The sequence below is a fragment of the Thalassospira sp. HF15 genome (genome assembly GCF_011806525.1).
GTDB lineage: Bacteria > Pseudomonadota > Alphaproteobacteria > Rhodospirillales > Thalassospiraceae > Thalassospira.
In genome coordinates this window covers 363,323-385,373 of the sequence record NZ_JAAVKI010000001.1, presented here as the reverse complement: position 1 = coordinate 385,373, position 22,051 = coordinate 363,323, and the positions used below count along the sequence as shown (strand labels likewise).

Below are 22,051 nucleotides of genomic sequence, written 5' to 3'. Positions count from 1 at the left end.
TTTTGACCATCACGGCCCATTTCGGGCCGTTTTGTTTCACGACTTGCGCGAAGGATTTGCGACCATGACCGGGCACAAACAGCCCTATTACATCACGACACCGATCTATTACGTCAATGACAAGCCCCATATCGGCCATGCCTATACCACGCTTGCCTGTGACGTTCTGGCCCGCTTCAAGCGCCTGGACGGTTATGACGTGATGTTCCTGACCGGAACCGATGAACATGGTCAAAAGGTCGACAAATCGGCCGCGGCCAAGGGGATCGATCCGCAAACTTTCACCGATCAGGTATCGCAGAATTTCCGCGATCTTGCGGTGCACATGAACTATTCCAACGATGACTTCATCCGCACCACGGAAGAACGCCACAAAAAGGCCTGCCAGGCGCTTTGGAACACGCTGCTTGAAAAGGGCGAGATCTATCTGGGGTCCTATGACGGTTGGTACTCGGTCCGTGACGAGGCGTTCTACGCCGAAAAGGAACTGATCGAAAAAGATGGCGAGAAAATCGCCCCGACAGGCGCACCGGTGGAATGGGTTTCCGAGCCGAGCTACTTCTTCAAGCTTTCCGCCTGGGGTGATCGCCTGCTTGAGTTCTATGAACAGAACCCGGACTTCATCGCCCCTCAGTCGCGCCGCAACGAAGTAATCAGCTTTGTTAAGGGCGGTATGCATGATCTTTCGGTCTCACGCACAAGCTTTAAATGGGGCGTTCCGGTACCCGGCGATGAAGACCATGTCATGTATGTCTGGCTGGACGCGCTGACCAACTATTTGACCGCAATCGGCTATCCGGATGCAGACCCGGCCAAACTTGAAAAATACTGGCCAGCAGACCTTCATATGGTTGGCAAGGATATCCTGCGATTCCACGCTGTTTACTGGCCCGCATTCTTGCTGGCTGCCGGCATTCAACCGCCTAAGCGCGTCTTTGCCCATGGCTGGTGGACCAACGAAGGTCAGAAGATTTCAAAATCGATTGGCAACGTCATCGATCCATATGATCTGACCGATAAATACGGTCTGGATCAGACGCGCTACTTCCTGATGCGCGAAGTGCCGTTTGGCAATGATGGCGACTTTGCCCATCGCGCCATGGTCAATCGCATGAACAGCGAACTGGCCAACGATCTTGGCAATATGTGCCAGCGCGTTCTGTCGATGATTCACAAGAACTGCAATGCGGCGATCCCGACCCCCGGTGAATTCACCGATGCAGACAAGGAAATTCTGGGCAAGGCACATGGTATGCTTGATACCGTGCGCCCACTGTTTGACGAACAGGCCTTTAACAAGGGGCTTGAGGCCATCTGGAGCCTGGTCGGCGATGCGAACCGCTATGTTGACGAAATGGCACCATGGGGCCTGAAAAAGACCGACCCGGCACGCATGGAGACCGTTTTGTATGTGCTGGCCGAAATAATTCGTCATGTCGGCATCCTCGTTCAGCCGATCATGCCGTGTTCCGCCGCCAAGATCCTTGACCTTTTGGTGTTGGAGGATGATCAGCGCGGGTTTGATATGCTTGGCCCCGACAACGCCCTTAAACCGGGCTCGGAAATTCCGAAGCCGGTCGGAGTGTTCCCGCGCTATGTCGAGACCGAAGACGAAGGAGAGAAGGCATGAATGTCGCTCTTGTCGACAGCCACTGCCATCTGGACTACCCGCAATTCGCCGATGATCTGAGCGGAACGCTTGCGCGTGCCAAAAATGCCGGTGTCGGTATGATGGTCAGCATTGGTGTGAAGTTGACGACCTTTGACAAGGTCCGCGCTGTTGCCGAGCAATCCGATCATATCTATTGCACGATTGGGGTTCATCCGCACGAAGCAGGCGAAGAGGGGCTTTCAAGCCCCGACGCGCTGATCGAAAAGGCGTCCGATCCGAAAGTCATCGGGATTGGCGAAAGCGGGCTCGATTACTTCTATGATAACGCCCCGCACGATGCGCAGCAGAAAAGCTTTCGCGCCCATATTGCGGCGTGCCGAGAAACCGGCTTGCCCTTGATTGTGCATACCCGCGACGCAGATGACGACACGATGGATATTCTTGAAGAAGAGTATCAGAAGGGACCATTTACCGGCGTCATCCACTGCTTCTCCAGTTCGGCGATGTTGGCACAGCGCGCCCTTAAGATCGGCTTCTATATTTCCTGTTCCGGCATCATTACCTTCAATTCCGCCAAGGAAATCCGTGCCGCTCTTGAAGACGTACCGCTTGATCGATTGTTGGTCGAAACAGACGCCCCTTATCTGGCACCAGTGCCCAAGCGCGGCAAACCAAACGAACCAAGCTATGTCGCCCATACGGCTGCCAAACTGGCTGAAATCAAGGGTGTTGGCATTGAAGAAATTACGCAAATAACAACGGATAACTTCTTCAAACTGTTCACGAAAGCAGATCGCAACAATCTGCTGGCGCTGGGAGCTGAGCAACAGTGACCAAAGTAACCATCCTTGGCTGCGGCTCCTCAAATGGTGTGCCATCGGTTGGGCTTGGATGGGGAAAGTGTGACCCGAACAATCCAAAAAATCGTCGTTTACGCAGCTCAATCCTGATCGAGGAAGCAGGGAAGAAGATTCTGGTCGACGTTACGCCGGATTTCCGACAGCAGGCGCTGACGCATAACATCGACCATGTCGATGCGATCCTGTTTACCCATTCGCATGCTGATCATGTGCATGGCATTGATGATGTCCGCTGGCTTAATGTCGCCATGGAACGCCCGATTGATATCTATGCCAATGCGCAGACGATCTCTGACATCGATCATCGCTTCAATTATGTTTTTACGCCGCTCCCAGAAGGCGTCGAGTTCTACTTCAAACCGGTTTTGATCCCGCATGTCATTACAGGGGCAATCAAGCCAGCAGGGATCCCGATAACGGTTTTCTCGCAAGATCACGGCTACGGCGAGACACTGGGCTTTAAAATCGGGAAGTTTGCCTATTCAACAGATGTCGTGGAGTTCCCGGAATCCTCCAAAGAACATCTCTATGATCTTGATGTCTGGGTCGTCGATTGCTTGCGGCATCGTCCGCACAACACACATGCACATCTCGAAAAACTTCTGGGCTGGGTAGATGAGTTCAAGCCCAAGCAAGTCTACATGACGCACATGAGCATCCAGTTCGATTACGCACAGGCGATGGCAGATACACCAGACCATGTCGAACCAGCTTATGACGGCTTGGTGATCGACGTAAATTAGTCATCAATGGCGTTAGAGCTTAGAAACTCCAACCCGGTTATCAGACTAATCGGATTGCCAAGGAAGCCTTGGTCAAAAAAAGCCAAAGCGCCTTATACATCTGAAATATTTCGTTATTCAAAGTGTGAGGATGCGAACTGTTAAGCAGACGGGGTAAGGGGGGGCCTTTGGTCGATAAAAACAAATGGTTTTTGCAGCTTCCGGGGAAATTGCCACCCCGGATGCGACTGTTTTGTTTTCCGTTTGCTGGCGGTGGTGCGTCCTTTTATCGACCTTGGCGTGACAAGCTTCCAGAAGATGTCGAGATCGTTTTGGTTTGCCTTCCAGGGCGCGAGCAGCGGTTTGGCGAGCAAGTTATTGATACGATTGATGTGATGGTCGAACATATCTTTGAGGCTATCTCACCCCTGACGGATCTGCCTTACGCTTTCTTTGGCTATTCGATGGGGGCGATCATATCCCATCACTTGGCGTGTGAGATTGTTGTCAATGGTGGTGTGGGGCCAAGCCTCTTGTTCCTGTCCGCACGCCGCAGTCCTGATCTGGAACTAACACGTGCGCCGCTGAATGGTCTGCCATCAGATAGCTTCTGGAAGGAGGTCGTCAAATATGGCGGAACCCCCAAAGAGATCTACGAGAACCAAGAATATCGGCAACTGTTTGAGGCGCCGCTTCGGGCTGATTTCAAGCTATCAGAAACCGCTGTTTCGAAAGATCTGCCAAGACTTTCCTGCCCTATCACAGTGTTTGGTGGGGATACGGATACAAGCCCGGTGCCAAAAGATCTTGATGGGTGGGCAAATGCCACAAGTGGGGCATTTGCCAAGCATGTTTATCACGGCGGTCATTTCTTCATCACCGATCACCTTGATGCGGTGACAGCAATCGTGTCTGATCGGTTGGAGAGTGTTGCTTAGGCTTTGGCTTCGTCGAACTGTCCGTCACGCACGTGATAAATCCGGTCAGCAACGTCAAACCAGCGATCATCATGGGTGACGCAAATCAGCGTTTTGCCCTGATCCCGCAGCATAGGCAGAAGCTTCTCATAGAAGACCGACCTGAAATGGGGGTCCTGATCTGCGGCCCATTCATCAAGAACCAGAACCGGCTTGTCTTCGAGAAGGGCGCTGACAAGTGCCAGGCGTTTGCGCTGCCCCTGTGACAGCGACGTGGTCGAGAATTTGTTGCCATCAAGGGTGACCTTGTCAGAAATTTCAAGCAGTCTGAGGAAGTCATTAACCTGATCGGCATCAATTGGATCGATGCCATACAATTCATCAAACAAATGATACCCTGACAAGACCGACGCGAACTGGTCACGGTAATCCTGAAACTGTGCAGTCCGCAGCACTTCACCATTCACGCTGATCTCACCGCTGTCAAAGGCGCGAAGACCTGTTAGCAGCGAAATCATGGTCGATTTACCCGCCCCATTGCCACCAGTGATAAAGGTAATCTCGCCTTTCTTGAACGAGGCATTCAATGGCCCAACCGAAAAGCCGCCTGTCGGTCCGGGATAGGTAAAGCGAACATCCTTCATCGTGATTTCATCGATGCGGGGAAGGGGGGAGGTGGTGTCGGTGTCCAAGTCCGCTGCCTGTGTTGCGTTGTCAGCGGTGGCGGCATTTTCGTCCTGTTTGATCAGCTCCTCGCTCAGTTGTTCCTTAAGGCTTGTGATCTTTGCCAATGCTGCTTCGGTATCGTTGAAGCTTGGCAAGGTCATAATAGTCGAGCCAATCGGGCCAAACAGAAACAAGGTCGCAGTTGTCGTTTGAACAGCAACGTCATGATAGTCAGATGTAAAGATCGGAACGATGAAGACCATCGCCGCCATCATGCAATAGAATGCCAACTGAACCGATGCGGTTTCGCGGCTCCATTGCTGTTTGATTTCTGCTTTTGTGTCGCGGGTCCGTTCAGAGCGTTCATGCAACCGTGACAGCAGGGCGTCCCGGCGAAGATTATTCATCTTCACTTCCTTGAAGCCATGCAGCAGATCACCCAACCCGCCGAACAGTTTGCCTTCATCTTCGGCGGCTTCGCGGATCGCAATATTGACCTTTTTGATGCGGTAAAGGTGGATGATGACGGCCAGTGCGGCCAATACACCAATCATGGCAAAGGCAAACAACGACAGATAGGCCAGATATAAACTGACAAAGAAGATCAGCACGAATTGCTGTATCCCATTCATCAGCATCGGCAAGGTATTCGAAATGGTTTGCATTTCCTGGGTCATTGCCGCTTGGATCGAGCCTTCTCCGACGGTATCAAGCGTTTCAGGTGATGCCTTGCTGACCTTGTCAAACAGCGACAAACGGAATTGATGCAAGATGCGTTCGACTTCCGCCGATACGATCGTGTCTGCCTTGTGTTGCGCCCAGATGAATCCGATGAGAGATAGCGCCATCAACGCCATAAGGTGGGCACTGACTTCGTTGTTTTGAGCTTGCTCAGACGCCATGTTAACGATGATCAGGACCATCGTGGTCGAAACCGCAGCCATGGTCAGAAGGGCGACAACCGTACGCAAACTGATCTTTGCCTGAGTGCGAAGAACGTTCAGCGACAACATTTCAAAGTCTCCCACGTGGGTCATCAAGCGCAAGTTCGGTCAGCTTGCCCGTTTCAAGATGAAGGCGACGATCGGCAACTTCAAAATAATGGTCATCATGGGTCACGGCGATGATGGTGGTGCCGCGCTTTTTAAGCTCCGGCAGGATCTCGTGATAGAACTTCTTGCGGAAATAGGGATCCTGATCGGCGGCCCATTCATCCAGAACAATGATCGGACGGTTTTCCAGAATGGCCGTTATCAGTGCAAGTCGTTTGCGTTGACCTGCAGATAGGGCAATGGTGATGAACTTGTCATCACGAATGCCGGTCACGTGCGAAAGCTCAAACCGTTCGATCCAGTATTTGGCATCCTCATCGGTAATTTCATCGGTGCCAAACAACTCGTTAAACAGATGGGAGTCTGAAAACACGGTTGCTATCAGATTGCGATAGGCCGACAGGCTTTGCGGACCAAGCTCGATATTGTTGATCCGAATTTTTCCTGACGTTGGCTGATACAGTCCCGTAAGCAATTTGATCAGGGTTGATTTACCCGCCCCATTGCCCCCGGTGATGAATAGCAATTCACCCCGTTTGACCGACAAGCTGATCGGGCCCAAAGAAAAGCCATGGCGCGGATCGCGGTTGGGATAGGTAAAGGACACATCATCAAAGTTGACCTGATCAAACTTGTCCTCAAACGTCATGCCTTGATCGGCAATTGGTTCGCGGATCGCTTCAAGGTCCTTGGACAGTTCCATCATCCTGGTGGCGGATTGCTCGGCCATGCCCAGAATGGACATGGATTGTACGATCACACTGATCGGACCGATCATGAAAAGCACTGCTGTGCTGATCTTGGCAACGTCGGTGTCAATGCTGTCGGAATAGACCGGGACGATGAACACAATGATTGCCAGCAGAATATAGAACGCGGTGATCCCCATGATCATCTGGCGCGAAATCATCGCCTGCGCGTTCGTGCCAATTTCGGCCTTGTTTGCCGATGCCTTGATGAAGGCGACCTTGAAGGCGTCGCTTCTGCGCGACCACATGCGCACTTCCTTGATGCCGGCAAACAGGTCGGCGACCTTGCTAAACAGGATGCTTTCAACCTGATGCAGCTTGCCAAACCACATGGCCAGTGTCTTGCCCATGCGCAGGTAAATGAGGATGCCGCTGCCTACGACGACCACGATGATGAAGAAGGCCAGCATCGATATCCAGAAGACATAGGCCATGACGGCAATCAGCAGCAGAATGCTTCTGAATGACATGCCAATCAGGTGCGAATTTTGGGAAATGATCTGGGTGCTTTGGGTGATGGTTTCAAACAGGCGTGTTTGCCCAAAGCTTTCAAGTTCGGCGAAGTCGGCAACAGCGATCTGAGACAAAATCTTTTTGCGGACCTTGTCGATTCCCGCTTCGATATGTTTGGCGATGGTGCTGTTAAGATAGACCTCGGCCAGGAAATAGATGACCGAAAGCGCGATGAAGATGCCTGCCAGAAGCCAGTTGACGCGATCAACACCGTTATCGGCGATCTCTTCGGCGGCAGTGTTTACAAGGCCAAGAAGTGCTGCACTCCCTACGCCGGAAAGTGCACCGGCGACGATAAGTCGGGTAGCAAGCTTGTTATCACCCCAAGATAACAATTCCAGCAACTTCATTGATTTAGCAGCCCCCCAAAAACCAACCTGTCTTTACAGGGCGCAACTGTAGCATGGCGTGACGAACTGTCCAGCAGGCGCGCCATGTTTCTTGGCATTTGATTTAAAGATATTTTTCCGGGATCGCGCCTTCGCTATTGATCACAAGAACACGACTATGTTCCGTTAGACCAAATCGGCTGCGCAATGTCGGGGATTTCGAAATATGCCAAAGCCCGGCAATGCCTGAAACACCAGTGTCCCAGGTATCAAGCGGCGGATCATTTCGCACACCGGCAACAAGCCGGTCCTGAACGTTTTTGGCGATTGTGTCATCAATCACGATGTTGCCAGCACTGACATCGCGCAGAATTTCAAATGCTGTCAGGCTGGGGCATCCGCAGGAAAGGCCCACCATCCGTGTTAAAAGCTTACCAGGCACCTTGGTCAGGACACCGGTTTCAATGCTTGCTTTCACACATGCAGCAGCATCGGGCTCGACGGTAAATACGGTCGGCTTGTTACCGCTTTCATGCCACATGCCAACGGCGCAACCTGCCGCCATACCGCCAACCCCGCATTGCAGGAAGATGCAGTCGATTTCGGCTTTTTGTTCGCGCAACTGCTGGGCGCATTCCAATCCCAACATTGCGTAGCCCGCCATGATGTCACGGGTGACATCAAGCGTGCCATCATAGTCGGTATCGGTGATCAGAAGGATGTTGTCTGCTTCGGCTGCTTTGCTGGCGGCCATGACCGCATCATCATAGGTGCCATCAATTTCCACCAGTTCGGCACCATTATCGCGGATACGGCGCATACGGGCCGGGTCGACGTCGCTTCCGACATAGATCCGTGCCTGACAATTGAACTTTTTTGCGGCCCATGCGGTGGCAAGACCATGATTGCCGTCTGTTGCCGCGACAGCCACATAGTTGCGGCATTCGGGTGATCCCGGCTCAATGCCAAGTTTTAAAAGCTGTTGCTTCAGGCCATAGGGCGCGCCGAGCGCCTTGACCCCGCCAAGACCAAACCGTTTGCTTTCATCCTTTACCCACACTGCACCAATGCCCAATTCCTGCGCCAGGCCCGGGCAGGGCACAAGCGGGCTTTGACAATAGTCGGGCCATGATGCGATAAGGCTCGCAGCCTGATAGATTTCATCACGGCTTGGGACAAAGCTGTTTAAACTTGCCAACATCGGCTCCGGAACGGTGAAACGATTATTACGTGTGGTTATGGTTGGCAGGCTACAACTGGTCAAACATTATCTGTGATGTGAAGCAGGTTAAATGTCTGAGAAATTTGGCTCCTGAGGCGAGATTGCAACAGATTGAAACTCGACGTTCAGTGACAACATCCATTACACTGAACATATGACATAAACTGTTCGTGGTAGAGTTGATCTTGAAATTGCTTATGGGCGGCTCCGTTAAGCCAATTCGGTGGTTGATGGCCTCACTGTGGTTCGCAGGCGGGGGATCTTTTGCTGCCCATGCGCAAGATGCATCGGCAAACCCACCGGTTGCGGAGCAAAGCACACAGTCAATTGTTGCACCAACCGGTGATCAGGAGGTTAGCTTGGATATTCAGGCTAAGACCTTCGATGTCGACCAATATGATTCCGATAAGCTCCAGCCCAACAAGAATAATCCCGATATGGTTGATGGCCTGATCTATAAGCCCGACGCCATCCCGCTTTCGCAATATCGCCGCAAAACCAAGGACCCGGATAGTCTTGTTACCTTCAGTAACGCGACGGAAATCATGGGAGATGGTACGCATGAACAGTCCTTTTATGCGGCGATCTACAGCGGCAGTACGAATGGTGTGTATTTTCAGGTGGCGGCAAAGATCTGCGACATGATGCGCAAAAGCTATAACCGTCATCGCGTTCATTGCGTACCCCTGCGGTCCCAGGGGGTCGGTAGTAACATCGAATTGATGAAAGAAGGCCGGGTTCAGTTGATGATTGTTCAGTCGAACAACAACTGGGAGGCGCAGGCCGGTGTAAACCCGATCGTCGGGGCGCGTTCGGTCATGTCTCTGCATGATGAAATGGGTCTTTTGGTGGTCCGCAAGGATTCAGACATCAACAGCGTTGCCGACCTTAAGGGCAAGCGGATCAATATCGGGCCTGAGGGTTCCGCATCGCGCGAATTGTGGATGGAGCTTCTTGGGCAATATGGCCTTAAGCTTGAAGACATGGATACCGTCTATAGTGTGGCGCAAGACTATAACCAGCTTGGCATTTGCGAAGACTATATTGATGCATTCGGTCTTTGGATCGGTCACCCGGCAACCTTGATTGAAGAAAGCATGAATTGCGACGCCAAGGTGGTCGGTATGGGCGGTCCGTTGACCCAGGAACTGGTCAAAGCCAATCGATACTTCTTCGATCAGGTGCTTCCGGCCAAAACCTATAGTGGGCAGGAACAGGCTTTGGAATCATATGGTTTCAAGGCGTCCTTGATGGCCTATGAAGCCGCTGATCCGTATGTGGTTTACTGGGTCGCGCGTATCATCCACGAAAATATTGAGAAGCTGAAAACCGAGTTCCCGACATTCAGCAGCGTGGTCGCCAAAGACATGTTTGGCAAAGGCAATTTCCTGCCCTTCCACAAAGGGGCGGCGTGCTATTGGGAAACCGACATGCATGCCTGCGACTGGCAGGAATTCTATAAAGATCCTTCAAAGGATAGCGTCGGCTCAAAACCGTCCTATACCTATATGCAGTGATCGGGAAGCCAGCCGATTTCAACAGTCTTTGTGCCGGGCGCTTTACGATATGTTGCGCCAATCAACCCTGCGGCCAGATGCCTGTGACACGTTTCAAAATCAGTTGCCCGGCACCATGCCTTCACATCAGCATGCGGGTAACTTATCGGGGCCGTGGTTAGGTCTGCGCGCATCAAAAAACGCTGCCCACCATATTTTTCCTTCAGTTGCCGAACAACCAAACCACAAGCCAGGATGTTGATCAGGCTTGCGCTATTGCCCGGCGCGACCGTGGTCAGAGCCAGTTTTCGACCGGCTTTGATGGCTTCTTGCATCCGGTGGCGGGTTAATATTTGTTGCCAGTTATGGCCACGGAATTCTGCTTTGACCGCGACGCCGTCAATGTGGGCTACAAACGGAAGGTCAGCATCGGCAAGCCCCTGATCCGTTCCGAAATTCGGATCACTCGGGCGTGGCAGGCCAAGCACGCAATAGGCCAATAAGCAGCCGTTTTCCAATATCCCGAACATTTTGCCGCGATCGGCCAAGTGGTCTTTGAAAAACGCATCGGTTTCAGATGCGACAAGTGTCGGGTCGGCTTTCGCGATCACTTCGTGATGCAATTTGATGATCGCATCAAGGTGGCTTTTCTCAAGGCGCGTTATGTTGGTCATTTGATGATTTCTGCGTAATCAAGCAGTGACAAGGGCGGATACATTTCGAGTCTGCGCGCAGAGGCAAAATTGATCAGATAGGAAAAGCGTTCCAGCGTTTCTACCGGGATATCTGACGGTGAAACACCATCCAACAGAATGCTTTCAACCTTGCTGGCGGCAAGGCGCCCAACCAGTTCATAGCGGCTTACAAGGCCCAACATGGCCTGTCCGTCGCGGACTTCAAGCTCTGTCGCGCTAAAGGCAGCCAATCCATTTGTGAACCCTGCATCGGTTAGCACATCGCGATAGGTGCCGATAAAGTTATCCGGACCGATATAAAGGATATCAGCACCGCGCTTGGCCAAATCGCTGACCGCAGGTCCAATGTCGTCCGGCGACGGATCTTCCGCCTGTCCCAGCGGGGCGGTCAGGACTTCAAACCCCATTTCGGCCCCCAACGCCTGAAGGTCTTCGACGTTGGAGATCGAGTTATCCTCCTGGCTGTTATAAACCACGCCCAGCTTTGTCATGGGGCGATAGGCGCGAATAGCCTGTATTTGGGCCGCAAGCGGTGCAATATGGGTAGCCCCGGTAACATTCGGGCGGGTTTGCCCGGCGGGTGCCGCAATACTGGTTTTCCAAGGCGAAGACACCATGACAAACACAACGGGCAGATCCGTAATGTTTTGCGCCGGATCAACCTGATCATATTTGCCCGCCACACGCGATGTCACACCAGTTCCCCATGTGTAAACCAGATCTGGCGGATCTTTACGAATTTCAGCAATGATGTCGGGGATGCGTTCAAGGTCGCGACCAATATCAAAGATCTGCAAATCAACCGGGATATCGCGGTCCGCGAAATAGGCGCGAAATCCGTCTTCAACACGCGTTTCACCACGCCACAGAATCATCGCGATCTTAAGCGGTTTTGCTTCCTTTGCACTTGCCGACGCGATCCCCGGAACATTGATCGTGCAGATGGTGAGGGTAACCATAAGGCAGAGTGTGCTGAACAACCTTATCATTGTCCGTCCTCCGACTTACTGGTTTGTGGCTTGTGGTCTGTGGGCACATGCCCGATCAGAAGTTCAAAACAAATCACGCAAACAGCGGCAATCGCACCAAACACCAAAACGGCTTGTTCCATGCCAAGCGAAAGCGTCAAGCTTGCCGCAAGAAGGGGACCCAATGCTCCTCCCAACCGTTCGGCCAGTCGCAACACGGCCAGAACCGGACCTGTACCATGTTCCTCGGTGAAGTCAGCGGCAATTTTCAGGCTGGCTGAAACCTGTGCCGGGATCGACGTGGCCTGCGCCAAACCCAACAGAGCAACCGCCACAGCAAAGTTGGCATATTGCGGCATGAACCCCGCAAAAAGTAGACCGATGGCAGTAAGTGCGCCACCGATGCCAACGGCGCGGATTTCATTCTGCTTGCTATCTGTCCATCGTGCTATGCCCCAACCGGTCAAAAGGGCGACCAACCCATAGAGCATAATCACGCGCCCGGTTTCTGCGGTGGTTGCACCCGACTGCAGCAGGATTAACGGGGTCAGGTAAAACAGAAACCCGCTTAGGATCAGTTTGGCCGGCACGGCAGCAAACAGGATCAGGACCTGTAACCGTCGATTGGACAGCATTGCCTTCAAGGCATGTTTGGTCGGCACGGGCGGTGGGGTTTTGCCACGCACCATATTGTCCATCAGGAAGAAGGCCAATGCGACGGCAACGCATGCAACAACGCCACCGGCGATAAAGGTCACCGCTTCGCCAAAATGGCTTGCGAAAATACCACCAATCGCCGGGCCACAAATATCGGCAAGCATAATTCCACTGACCATCATCGCAGTGCCCTGGGTCCTGTTGCCGTCATTGGTTGCATCAAGCACATAGGACTGACAGGCCACAAACGTGATCGCATATCCCATGCCCGAAAGGGCACGCCACAGGATCAAATCGGCGAGCCCCATGGCAAATGCTGTCCCACAAAGGCCAATTGTCGCCAGAAATGCGCCGATTAGATACATGCGAAGCGATCCGATGCGTTCCTGAAACAGGCTGCAAAGCGGCATGGCAATCGCGACCATCAGAAGATGCACCGCCATGACGATCCCGGCACCCAACTGACCATCGATAGAGCTTGCCGCGATCTGCCCGAAGAAGGACGGCATGATCGGTCGAGCAAGTTCTTCGGCCAGGACAAACATGAAGGCCAATAACCGCACACCGATCAGTTTTACTTCACGTTCTTTCTGCGGCTGAATGCCGACCTTGGCTGCGGTTTTACTGATCACGGAATTGATATGTTCCATGAAACTGCCGATCTCGTCGCGGGTCGACTGACCATGCAGGATGGTGAATTTGTGCTGCTGCACATTGGTCAGAACCCGGCGCGCGACCCGGACGGGCAAAGCGACATTCACCGTCAGAACAAACAGGACAAGTTCAAATGACAGTGCGAGTGTGATGATGAAAATGATCGCGATATCAAACAGGTTATCTGTCACCGGGCGCATCAGTGCCGCGCGGTCATGGCCGATCACAATGGCAAAGTCAGATTGTTTGGGATCAGGATCCGCAACGCTTTTAAGCTCAATCCGTGTGATGATGGTTGAAGGCGTTTTGGGGCCATTCTCCTCAAGCAGGGCCTGCTTAATTGTGCTTGGCGCCATGCCGCCGGTATGAACCGGTTCTGTTCCATTCAGGATCGCTGCGAATTGCAGATCAGGATCACCTTCCTGTAGCTGAACGACGACATCTTCAAACCCGACAATGCGATCAAGCGGGATGCCGAGCTCTAACGCATGTTCAACTTTCTCAGCCAATGCCTTGGCTTGTATTTCCGCCTTTTGCTGAATTTCGACCTGCAGGTCATCGCGTACCAAATCCGCTGCGCGCCACGATATCCCGATCAGCGCAATGCAAAGTGCGATTGTGCTAAACAAAAGCAGGATCCAAATCGTGCCTTTGGGCATCAGTCGACGTTTGTGTTTCGATGCAGAGATATTGCTCATTTCGACTTCTCCGCATCAGGTGACTGGCCCGCGACGCCGTCCTTGGGCAGTTTGTCGCGGATTTCGCGATAGAGGGAAATCAGTTCAATTTCGCTTGCCGTAAGGGCGTCTTCGTCGTGGATCTGGCGAGCGGTGGTTTCACCTGCCATAGCGCGATCTATGTCTTGGTGAAGTTCGACGAAAATGCGATGACGGCGGCGCATCAAAATAATCAAAAGCCCCGTTATGGGAATGATCAAAAGCATCCCAAGCCCGGCTGACTTCCACATCTCAATAAAGGCCAAATCAAGCTTCCGGAAATAGTCGCTACTGTCTGTGGTGACGATCAATTGACCGGCACATTGTCCTAGGCTGTCGTGCAAAATGCTGCGGGAAACAGCACCTTTTTCGGAAATGCTTGTCCAGGATGATTGGGTGCGGGGCGCTAAGTTCCCGGAACTGTGATCAATAGGGGAGGGATCTGGTTGCTGCGTTGCGGTAGCCCGGGCAATTTCCGTTCCTTGGCAGTCCTGAACGGTAATTCCAGTGACTTCGGGTGTCATTTGCAAACGACGGGCAAGAATCCCCTCAAGGTTTTCGAAATTATCCAAACGCAAGCCAAGATCAATTCCTGCCAAAAGATCCTGACTTGTTTCATGTCGCACAACACTCATCTGTTGAAAGACGAGGGTCCTAAGCGTTTGCTCAAAGCGCAGGTAATTGAGCGTTGTTGTCATGCTCAGCGCGGCTGCGAGTATCAGAAACAGCGCAACACCGATCTTGGATGCCAGACTCAATTCATTGCTCCTGCGAGACGACGGAAAACGCCGCGTTTCCCAATCGTGATCGGGCGTTAAATTTAAACACTGATGGCGACATGGTCGTTCGATGGAAAGAAGCGGTCAAGTCCGCATACGTCCCTGAAACGGTTTGCAGTGGGAAAATTTAGCGTTTATGCTTCGGCCTCCATACAAAACCGGGGGGTGACATGGATAGTCCGCGCTTGGACCAGCTCAAACGCAACAGAAGAAACCGGCTGGCCCGGGGAATTGTGATGCGCAATACGATGTGGGCTGCGGGCACTGGATTGATCCCCATTCCCGTTCTCGATTCGGCCGCAATCGTTGCAGTGCAGCTTAAAATGCTGGCCGAATTGAGCAGTCACTACAAAGTGGATTTCCGTAAAAGCAGCGGCAAAGCAGTGATCGCGACCATGATGGCCAGCATCACTGGTGGCGTGTTAGGAAAATCGTTCCTGGCGACGGGTATCTTTTCGGGCCTGGCAAAAGCCCTTCCGGTGGTTGGAACAACTTTAAGTGTGCTGACCATGCCTGGCTTCAATGCTGCTTTCACCTATGCGCTGGGCCGAGTGTTTCAGCTGCATTATGAAGCAGGTGGAACAATGGAAGATTTCGACCCGAAACGTGCCGAGCCCAAATTCAAGGAAGAATTCCAAGACGGGTTAAAGGTCGTTAAGGATGCAAAAGTCGCTTAGGCGTCTTAACAGGGTTAACTCAGGTCGGCGGGCTCAGGGCAATGAATCTGATCATTATCATTCTTTATCTTCTGGCGGCGGTTGTGTGCGGCTTGTTGGGACGCCGGACATCGTTCGGGTTCCTCGGCCACTTCATTCTGGCGGTGGTGATCACACCGATTGGTGATTTTCTGGTTCAGATCGTCGCGCGCCCATCACGCGAAATCCGCGAGAAAATTAATGATCTGGATGAGTACTGACGTGCAATCAACGTTTCATGAAAATGCATAAGAGTAATGAGATAGCGAATGGTTGATGGCACAACAATGTCAGCAAGCGGTCCGGAACGAGGCGAGGGTGAAAACGCGCGACGGCCAAGCTTCCGCGATCGGTTCATCGACTGGCTGCACCGGGTTGTCAAACGCTCGCAGACAGGCATCCTGATCACGATCTTCTTTATTCTGATCGGGATGATTGCGCTCGCTCCGCAAATCTTTATTACCATTCCAGCCGGTCATGTTGGCGTGATGTGGTACCGCTTCTTTGGTGGGACCGTTGTTGAGCATACCTACGGCGAAGGTGTGCAGATGATCTTCCCTTGGGACAAAATGTTTGTCTATGACGCCCGCCTGCAAAATCAGGCCCGCGTCTATGACACGATCTCTTCCAACGGTCTGTCGATGGAAGTCGACATCGCGGTTCGTTATCGTATCAATCGCGATGCAGCAGGCATGTTGCACAAGCTTGTCGGACCAAATTATCCGGAAATCCTTGTTTACCCGGAAATCGGATCGCATGCCCGTGAACTGATTTCGCGCTACACCCCGGAACAACTCTATACCGAAACGCGTGCTTTCATTCAGGCTGAAATCCTTGAGCGTATGGTCAACCAGCTTGGATCTTCGTTGGTGAACCAGAGCTTCCAGGGACGTTTGGTAACGGTTGAAGACGTGCTGATCCGCTCAGTCAAATTGCCGCAGCGTGTCGCCGATGCCATTGAACGTAAAGCCGAACAGTATCAGGCGATGCTTGAATATGACTTCCGCCTTGCGCGTGAAGAAAAGGAAAAGCAGCGTAAAAAGATCGAAGCTGAGGGTATTCGAGAGTTTCAGGATATTGTTGCGAAGACCATCACCGAAGAGTATCTGCGTCTGCGCGGTATCGAAGCGACCATGTCGCTCGCTACGTCGAAAAACAGCAAGACCATCATCATTGGTGGCAAGGACGGCTTGCCAGTTATCTTGAATACGGCTGATGCGCCGACGTCGTCCTCTGATACCTCAGGTGCGGAACTGACTGGCGATCAGGCCAACACCTTGCCATCCGCCAATGACCTGAACGCACGTGCAGCTGAAATCTCACCGCAAAATGCGATTTCACCAGGCATTCGTGAACCCGGTAGTAGTGCGTCACCGTCTTCGTCCTCCAACCCCTTGCCACCAAGCCAGCCGGGTGGGGCAGAACAGGGTTCCGTGCCGACACCTGGTGTGAAGCCTGCAACGCAATCTGGTGATGAACAACCGGGCTCGCCAAGCACGTTGCAAAAGGTGATGCAATCTATCGCGCCGCTATACGATAGCAGTGCGGTCAGAACCGAATCAGCTGCCGGTCGAGAGCCGGCTGCTGTACCGGAAATGAAAGCAGATACAAAACAATAACAACTTCTGTTTGTTGCGATAAACCGCAAGTTGGGGTAGTGTGTTGGCAGTCTAGAATTTTGTGTATGCGACCTGTCGGCAAAATGATCATTGCAAAGAGGCAATTATGAGCGAAGCAGAAAAAGTTGAAGAGACTGAAGAAGTTGCTGTAGCAGAAACTGCTGAGCTCCGTGCTCAGGCGCATAGCAGCATTAACCGTCACACTGCATATGCTGCCATTGGTGGTTTGGTTCCTATCCCGTTCCTTGAAATGGCAACCAGCAGCACCATTCAGCTGCGCATGCTCGCACAGCTTTGCGACATCTATGGCGTGCCGTTCTCCGAAAACGCGATCAAGAATTCCATTTCGACCTTGGTTGCTACGGTACTTCCGGCAACTGGTGTTGGTTATGCTGCCGCAAACCTTATCCGTCGTGTTCCTGTTGTTGGTACGATCTTTGGTCTGGTTGCAATGCCGACCTTTGCTGCTGCCTGCACCTACGCGCTGGGGCGCGTTTTCGCATGGCACTTTGCCAAGGGCGGTACGGTTGCAAACTTTGACGCAGAAGAAGCTTCCGGCAAATTTCAGGAAGAATTCGAAGAAGGGAAGCGTAAGGCCTCTGAGTATGTCAAAGGCGGCAAAACCACTGCCAAGCCTGCAGGTTCTGCAGCAACTGCCAAGGCTTAATTGGGTTTTCAAATCCAATAACCGCGTATGTTTTCAAGAATGTCCAAGCTATGCTTGGGCATTCTTTTTTGTTTGTCGGTTTGGATGTCATTCCGCTGAGACGGAGCCGTGATGTGAGATTGTCTGACGCCATCAAAATTCAGACGTTTGAATTGGTGCGTGATCGCGCATCAGGAAGCTTTGATCTGCGTGATGTCCTGAGCGCGACATTGGTTGTCATTGACCTTGATGACTTGGCGCCTGAGGCAAGGGAAGAGCTTATTGTTCAATTACTTAACGAAGGTGAGTTGACGCGACGTGACAGCTTTGAACACGCACGGCGCAGGGACAGCTACACACATGGTCGTTTGGCGGCAAAGATCGCACTCCAATCACATTGGTCTGAGATTGATCCACGCCTGATTAGCATTGAAAGCGGAATCTTCGAACAGCCAATTCTGTCGAATGTAGTAGGGGAAAATGTCTCGAACCTTGGTGTATCGATTTCACATTCAGACAGGCTCGCAGCTGCCTTGATTTTTCATCGTGGGCACCCGATGGGAATTGATGTTGATCTGCCTTCTGAGGATGATGTTGGTCCGGTTCTTGACGGATTGGATCGCGAAACACGCGAAATGTGCGCAACGATTGGGTTGTCAAAGCGCGACACGGCCAGCCTGCTTTGGGTCGCGCGCGAGAGTTTGGCAAAGACCCTTACGACAGGCATGATGACACCGCTTGATATCTATGCCCCGTCAGAGATCACCCACAAGGTCGATCACTATGTGCTTGGATACCGGAACTTCGCGCAATATCAGACGTACGTTTGGTCGGGCGGTTCTGGTTGGTTGGCCATCACCTTGCCGGCAAGGACCCGTTTCAAAAACGAAGGACCAGAATGGTCGTAAAACCATCTGGTCCTTGCTGTTTGGTTGATGCCGATTTGGCGGAATCTGCGCTGACTGGCTGTTAGATTGTTCGTTTGATCTGCTTGCGCATGGCCATTGCCACTTCTTGAATATGTGGCTGGGAAATCATGGTGCCATGGGTGCCCGGAACCATGGCGAGTTCAATATTGTCACCCGTGAATGCCCGCCAGCCGCTAAATTCATCACCTTCGATATAGGGTGCTCCGCGCACAATGGTTTGCGGACGCACAAGCAGGATATCAATGTCTTCAATCTTCGGCGGCATGTAGTGAACGGCCGCAAGTGCGTTGTTCTGAAACACCGCAAGAAGTCGGCGCATCGTGCCGCGGTCCGCATCCTTTGGCAGAAGATCGCATTCCTTGCCATTCGTCAGCAGGTAATCAATGCGTTCCTCCGGTGTAAGGGGGCGCAATTCTTCGGCTTTGACGATCCCCAATTCACCAAACAGATCAGCAAGATATTCTGCTTCGTCCTTGCGCAGCATCTCACGGACGGATTCCGGAACTGCAATCGCATCCAGCAGGGTGATGCTGCGCACATCCACACCTGCCTGTGACAGGCGATAACCTGCCTCATAGGCAAGCAAGCCGCCGAAGCTCCATCCCGCGACACGTACCGGACCGTTCGGGATCATTTCGCGGATGAATGGCATATAGGCAGCGACCATGTCCTCAACGGAAGCGTTTAATCCCTGACCTTCCTGAAGTCCGCGGGATTCGACCATTAAGACCGGTTGCTCAGAACCAAGTTCGCGTGACATATCCTGATAGCACAGGATGTTTCCGCCCACAGGGTGAAAGCACAGGATCGGGATGCCTTTGCCTTCGGCATTGACCGAAACGACCGGGTTCTTGTCCTTTTCATCGCGTTTGCGCATTTCAACGCGATTAGCAAGTTTGGACACAGTTGAGCAGCTAAACAAATCGCTGAGCGGAATTTTGACATCAACCGCCTGATTTAATTTTGACAGGAACTGCACAGCAAGGACGCTATGCCCGCCCAGCTCGAAGAAATCGGCATTTGCATCATCAATCGTGCAATCTAGGACCTCGCCCATGATCTTCGCGACTTGGCGTTCACATTCAGTTTCGAGCTTCTGCGTGCGCTTGTTTGCCCCCACCAGAAGGTTGCCCGACGGTTCGGGAAGCTTGGCTTTGTCGACCTTGCCGTTTGATGTTAGAGGCATCTGATCAAGACAGATCATATAGCTCGGAACCATATAGGCTGGCAGAGATTGCTCAAGCTGGGTCCGACAAGTTGCGACATCAAAGCCATCATCGGTGGTCAAATAGGCAACCAGATTTTCCGAACTCTGATTGCCGGAATTATGCAAGACAACTGTCGCATGGCGGACAAGAGGGTGTTTGCAGATGGCGGTTTCAATTTCGGCCAATTCAACGCGATTGCCCCGCACCTTGACCTGTCCATCTTCGCGGCCGACAAAAACGATCTCGCCGTCATTGCGTTTGCGCCCGATGTCTCCGCTGCGATACCAGCGGCTACCTTCACGATCTGTGATAAAGGCTCGTTCTGTCAGACCCGGGTTATTCAGATAGCCACGCGCAACACCGGCACCACCGATCAAGATTTCACCAGGCACGCCATTTGGCAGCGTTCGGTTGTTTTCATCACAAATCCTGATCTGTGCGCCGTTAATCGCACGGCCAATCGGCGGCGGCAGGATCTGACGATGATTTTGCGCAGTCATGACATATTGCGCAGCTGATACGCAGCATTCCGTCGGGCCATAGGCATTTACAAGTTTACTGCTGCTGTGTTGGGGCAGGGCAAAGAACCGTTCGACCAAGTCTGACGTAACCGGTTCTCCGCCCAGAACCACCATCTTGGCCGGGCAGTGCTGGCCTGTCTGATGCCAGTGATTAAGCAGCATGAAGAAAAGGCTTGGCGTGGCATCGAGTTGATCGATCTCATGCTGGACAATGAAATCATGCAGCGCTTCGGGATCGCTTCTGGTATCAGTGCCCGGGATATGAAGACTGTGCCCGTTCAGAAGGCTTGCGAAAATCTGAACAATCGATCCATCGAAGGCAAACGGTGCGACGCATGTCAGATTAAGACATGACTTTGCATCTTCTGCGCTGATCAATTTCAGCTGCGTTTCCAATACTGAGTTTGCAAGGTTAACCACAGATCCGTGCTCGATCACCACCCCTTTGGGCGTGCCGGTCGTGCCACTGGTGAACAGGACATAGGCAACATCAGACGATGCTGACGGCTTATCAGGCGCACCATCGGCAGACTGTACAAGGTCGGAAAGATCATGGCGATAACGCAATGTTTTACTTGGTGCGATGCCGGCATCCGGCGACATAACCAGATCGAAGGTGTATGGGGCAGGGTCAAAGCCCGGCGCATTAATGGCCGTACGTTCAACCGCAAAACCGCCATGGCCATATGCCCAGTCTTTCAGGAATGCTTCGGGCACGAACAGGTCTTCAAGGAAATCAAGACGGGTGTCATAACCCTTGCCGACATTATCGGCGGCAAACTTTGCAAGGTCAGCAAGGTAGTCCGACTTGCGGTCTGCATCCCAGATATTGCCAAGATAAATCGCACCACCCGGTGCCAGCAATTTGGCTGCCTTGTTAAGAACCTGACGGAGATAGCCAAAGCCCGGGAAGTTTTCGACGACGCTATTGAGAATGATCAGATCAAATGATTGTTCCTCGAAAACATCAATGTCGTGCGCGGCCAACTGGCGGCCCATGACGTGCGTCATGCCTGACTTGATGGCAAGTTCTTCGGTACGTTCAACGTTCCGTCGGGACAGATCGGTTGCAACATATTTTCCGACAACCGGTGCGACATGTTTCATGGTAAAGCCCGAAGCACAGCCGATTTCAAGCACATGCGCGTCTTTGGATACCAGATTGGCGATCTTGTTACGTGCATTTGCGCCAAATGCGTCCATGGCTTCTTGCGCAATCGGTTGCCCGGTGAATGCGCTTTTCCACCCACCGGCCAAAACGTTGTCTGCATCATCGCCAGCAAGGTGATCCCACAGTTCAACCGACATCAGAGAACCGGGCGTCTCCGAGATCGCATCAATATTTTCGCGGTCGATACACAGAATGTGTTCAACGCCATCACACCGCCACTGCAATTGGTGAAGATCACCCACATGTTCGGCATCGGCCAAGACAAGCGGAATGGACGCGTTGTTGGCAATGGCAATACGACGGATCAAGGGTGTTGCCGGATCAAGTGGCACAAACGGATGCCCGGCCTTGAGAATGCCGAGGATGGCTGAAATGTAGAAACGATTACGTCCGGTCATGACGCCGATCATGGCGTCTTCGGGCAGGTTCAGGCCGATGATAAAATTGGCGATCCGGTTGCTTTCGCAATCAAGAGCCTCATAGGAAATATCCTGAGCCTCGTCCTTGATGGCGATCCGCTCGGGATGCTTGGCGACGACATCGGCGACAGCATCAATGATGCTTCCGATTTGCGCCGCGGGTGTTTCTGCGGCTTCGGGCAGGGACGTTTCCAGACTGTCGAAATCAAAATCGGCGATTTTCATTGATTCGTCCC

General features: G+C 52.5%; 18 protein-coding genes. 10 read left to right on the top strand and 8 right to left on the bottom strand.

Annotated elements, in window-relative coordinates; all coding sequences use genetic code 11:
• Positions 1 to 64 precede the first annotated feature (64 nt).
• The 4 genes from metG (at position 65) to HED22_RS01745 (ending at position 4,132) form a co-directional block, all read left to right on the top strand.
• On the top strand, positions 65 to 1,630 hold the full coding sequence (metG, locus tag HED22_RS01760; RefSeq protein ID WP_167718248.1) for a methionine--tRNA ligase: 1,566 nt from the start codon (positions 65 to 67) through the stop codon (positions 1,628 to 1,630).
• The gene (locus tag HED22_RS01755; RefSeq protein WP_167718246.1) at positions 1,627 to 2,445 is read left to right on the top strand and encodes a TatD family hydrolase; all 819 of its coding nucleotides are present in this window, start codon (positions 1,627 to 1,629) and stop codon (positions 2,443 to 2,445) included. The genes metG and HED22_RS01755 overlap by 4 nt, the downstream gene beginning before the upstream one ends.
• On the top strand, positions 2,442 to 3,215 hold the full coding sequence (locus HED22_RS01750; protein ID WP_167718244.1) for an MBL fold metallo-hydrolase: 774 nt from the start codon (positions 2,442 to 2,444) through the stop codon (positions 3,213 to 3,215). The genes HED22_RS01755 and HED22_RS01750 overlap by 4 nt, the downstream gene beginning before the upstream one ends.
• Before the next feature lie 167 nt (positions 3,216 to 3,382).
• A complete protein-coding gene (locus HED22_RS01745; protein WP_167718242.1) occupies positions 3,383 to 4,132 on the top strand; it encodes a thioesterase II family protein in 750 nt (249 codons plus the stop codon).
• Here the strand turns inward: HED22_RS01745 and HED22_RS01740 are convergent.
• The 3 genes from HED22_RS01740 to HED22_RS01730 form a co-directional block, all read right to left on the bottom strand.
• Positions 4,129 to 5,790 carry a cyclic peptide export ABC transporter gene (locus HED22_RS01740; RefSeq protein ID WP_167718240.1) on the bottom strand — a complete coding sequence of 554 codons (1,662 nt, stop codon included), beginning with the start codon at positions 5,788 to 5,790 and terminating at the stop codon, positions 4,129 to 4,131. The two genes, HED22_RS01745 and HED22_RS01740, sit on opposite strands and share 4 nt — an antisense overlap.
• A 1-nt stretch (position 5,791) precedes the next feature.
• Complete coding sequence (locus HED22_RS01735; protein WP_167718238.1) at positions 5,792 to 7,441, bottom strand: cyclic peptide export ABC transporter; 1,650 nt, start codon at positions 7,439 to 7,441, stop codon at positions 5,792 to 5,794.
• Positions 7,442 to 7,544: 103 nt separating this feature from the next.
• Positions 7,545 to 8,618: a diaminopropionate ammonia-lyase gene (locus tag HED22_RS01730; RefSeq protein ID WP_167718236.1), complete on the bottom strand. Its 1,074-nt coding sequence runs from the start codon at positions 8,616 to 8,618 to the stop codon at positions 7,545 to 7,547.
• A gap of 383 nt (positions 8,619 to 9,001) precedes the next feature.
• Between HED22_RS01730 and HED22_RS01725 the strand changes: the two genes are divergently transcribed.
• Positions 9,002 to 10,159, top strand: a complete 1,158-nt coding sequence (locus HED22_RS01725; protein WP_167718234.1) for a TAXI family TRAP transporter solute-binding subunit — start codon at positions 9,002 to 9,004, stop codon at positions 10,157 to 10,159.
• Here HED22_RS01725 and HED22_RS01720 read toward each other — a convergent pair.
• The 4 genes from HED22_RS01720 to HED22_RS01705 are packed head-to-tail and all read right to left on the bottom strand — an operon-like array spanning position 10,147 to position 14,526.
• The gene (locus tag HED22_RS01720; protein ID WP_167718232.1) at positions 10,147 to 10,812 is read right to left on the bottom strand and encodes a GNAT family N-acetyltransferase; all 666 of its coding nucleotides are present in this window, start codon (positions 10,810 to 10,812) and stop codon (positions 10,147 to 10,149) included. The genes HED22_RS01725 and HED22_RS01720 overlap by 13 nt on opposite strands.
• Positions 10,809 to 11,822: an ABC transporter substrate-binding protein gene (locus HED22_RS01715; protein WP_167718230.1), complete on the bottom strand. Its 1,014-nt coding sequence runs from the start codon at positions 11,820 to 11,822 to the stop codon at positions 10,809 to 10,811. Before HED22_RS01715 ends, HED22_RS01720 begins: the two co-directional genes overlap by 4 nt.
• A complete protein-coding gene (locus HED22_RS01710) occupies positions 11,819 to 13,810 on the bottom strand; it encodes an MFS transporter (RefSeq protein ID WP_167718228.1) in 1,992 nt (663 codons plus the stop codon). Before HED22_RS01710 ends, HED22_RS01715 begins: the two co-directional genes overlap by 4 nt.
• Positions 13,807 to 14,526: a hypothetical protein gene (locus tag HED22_RS01705; RefSeq protein ID WP_167718226.1), complete on the bottom strand. Its 720-nt coding sequence runs from the start codon at positions 14,524 to 14,526 to the stop codon at positions 13,807 to 13,809. The genes HED22_RS01710 and HED22_RS01705 overlap by 4 nt, the downstream gene beginning before the upstream one ends.
• Positions 14,527 to 14,777: 251 nt before the next feature.
• Here HED22_RS01705 and HED22_RS01700 point away from each other — a divergent pair, with 251 nt between their 5' ends.
• The 5 genes from HED22_RS01700 (at position 14,778) to HED22_RS01680 (ending at position 18,475) form a co-directional block, all read left to right on the top strand.
• Entirely contained in the window at positions 14,778 to 15,284 is a 507-nt protein-coding gene (locus tag HED22_RS01700; RefSeq protein ID WP_167718224.1) for a YcjF family protein, read from the top strand.
• 41 nt (positions 15,285 to 15,325) lie between these two features.
• On the top strand, positions 15,326 to 15,523 hold the full coding sequence (locus tag HED22_RS01695) for a hypothetical protein (RefSeq protein WP_033067480.1): 198 nt from the start codon (positions 15,326 to 15,328) through the stop codon (positions 15,521 to 15,523).
• Positions 15,524 to 15,571: 48 nt separating this feature from the next.
• Positions 15,572 to 16,921, top strand: coding sequence for a prohibitin family protein (locus HED22_RS01690; RefSeq protein ID WP_167718223.1), 1,350 nt, complete (start codon positions 15,572 to 15,574; stop codon positions 16,919 to 16,921).
• Positions 16,922 to 17,027: 106 nt separating this feature from the next.
• The gene (locus HED22_RS01685; protein WP_167718221.1) at positions 17,028 to 17,588 is read left to right on the top strand and encodes a YcjF family protein; all 561 of its coding nucleotides are present in this window, start codon (positions 17,028 to 17,030) and stop codon (positions 17,586 to 17,588) included.
• A gap of 113 nt (positions 17,589 to 17,701) precedes the next feature.
• The gene (locus tag HED22_RS01680) at positions 17,702 to 18,475 is read left to right on the top strand and encodes a 4'-phosphopantetheinyl transferase superfamily protein (protein ID WP_167718218.1); all 774 of its coding nucleotides are present in this window, start codon (positions 17,702 to 17,704) and stop codon (positions 18,473 to 18,475) included.
• 61 nt (positions 18,476 to 18,536) lie between these two features.
• Here HED22_RS01680 and HED22_RS01675 read toward each other — a convergent pair whose 3' ends face one another.
• Positions 18,537 to 22,040, bottom strand: coding sequence for an AMP-binding protein (locus HED22_RS01675; RefSeq protein WP_167718216.1), 3,504 nt, complete (start codon positions 22,038 to 22,040; stop codon positions 18,537 to 18,539).
• Positions 22,041 to 22,051: the final 11 nt, after the last annotated feature.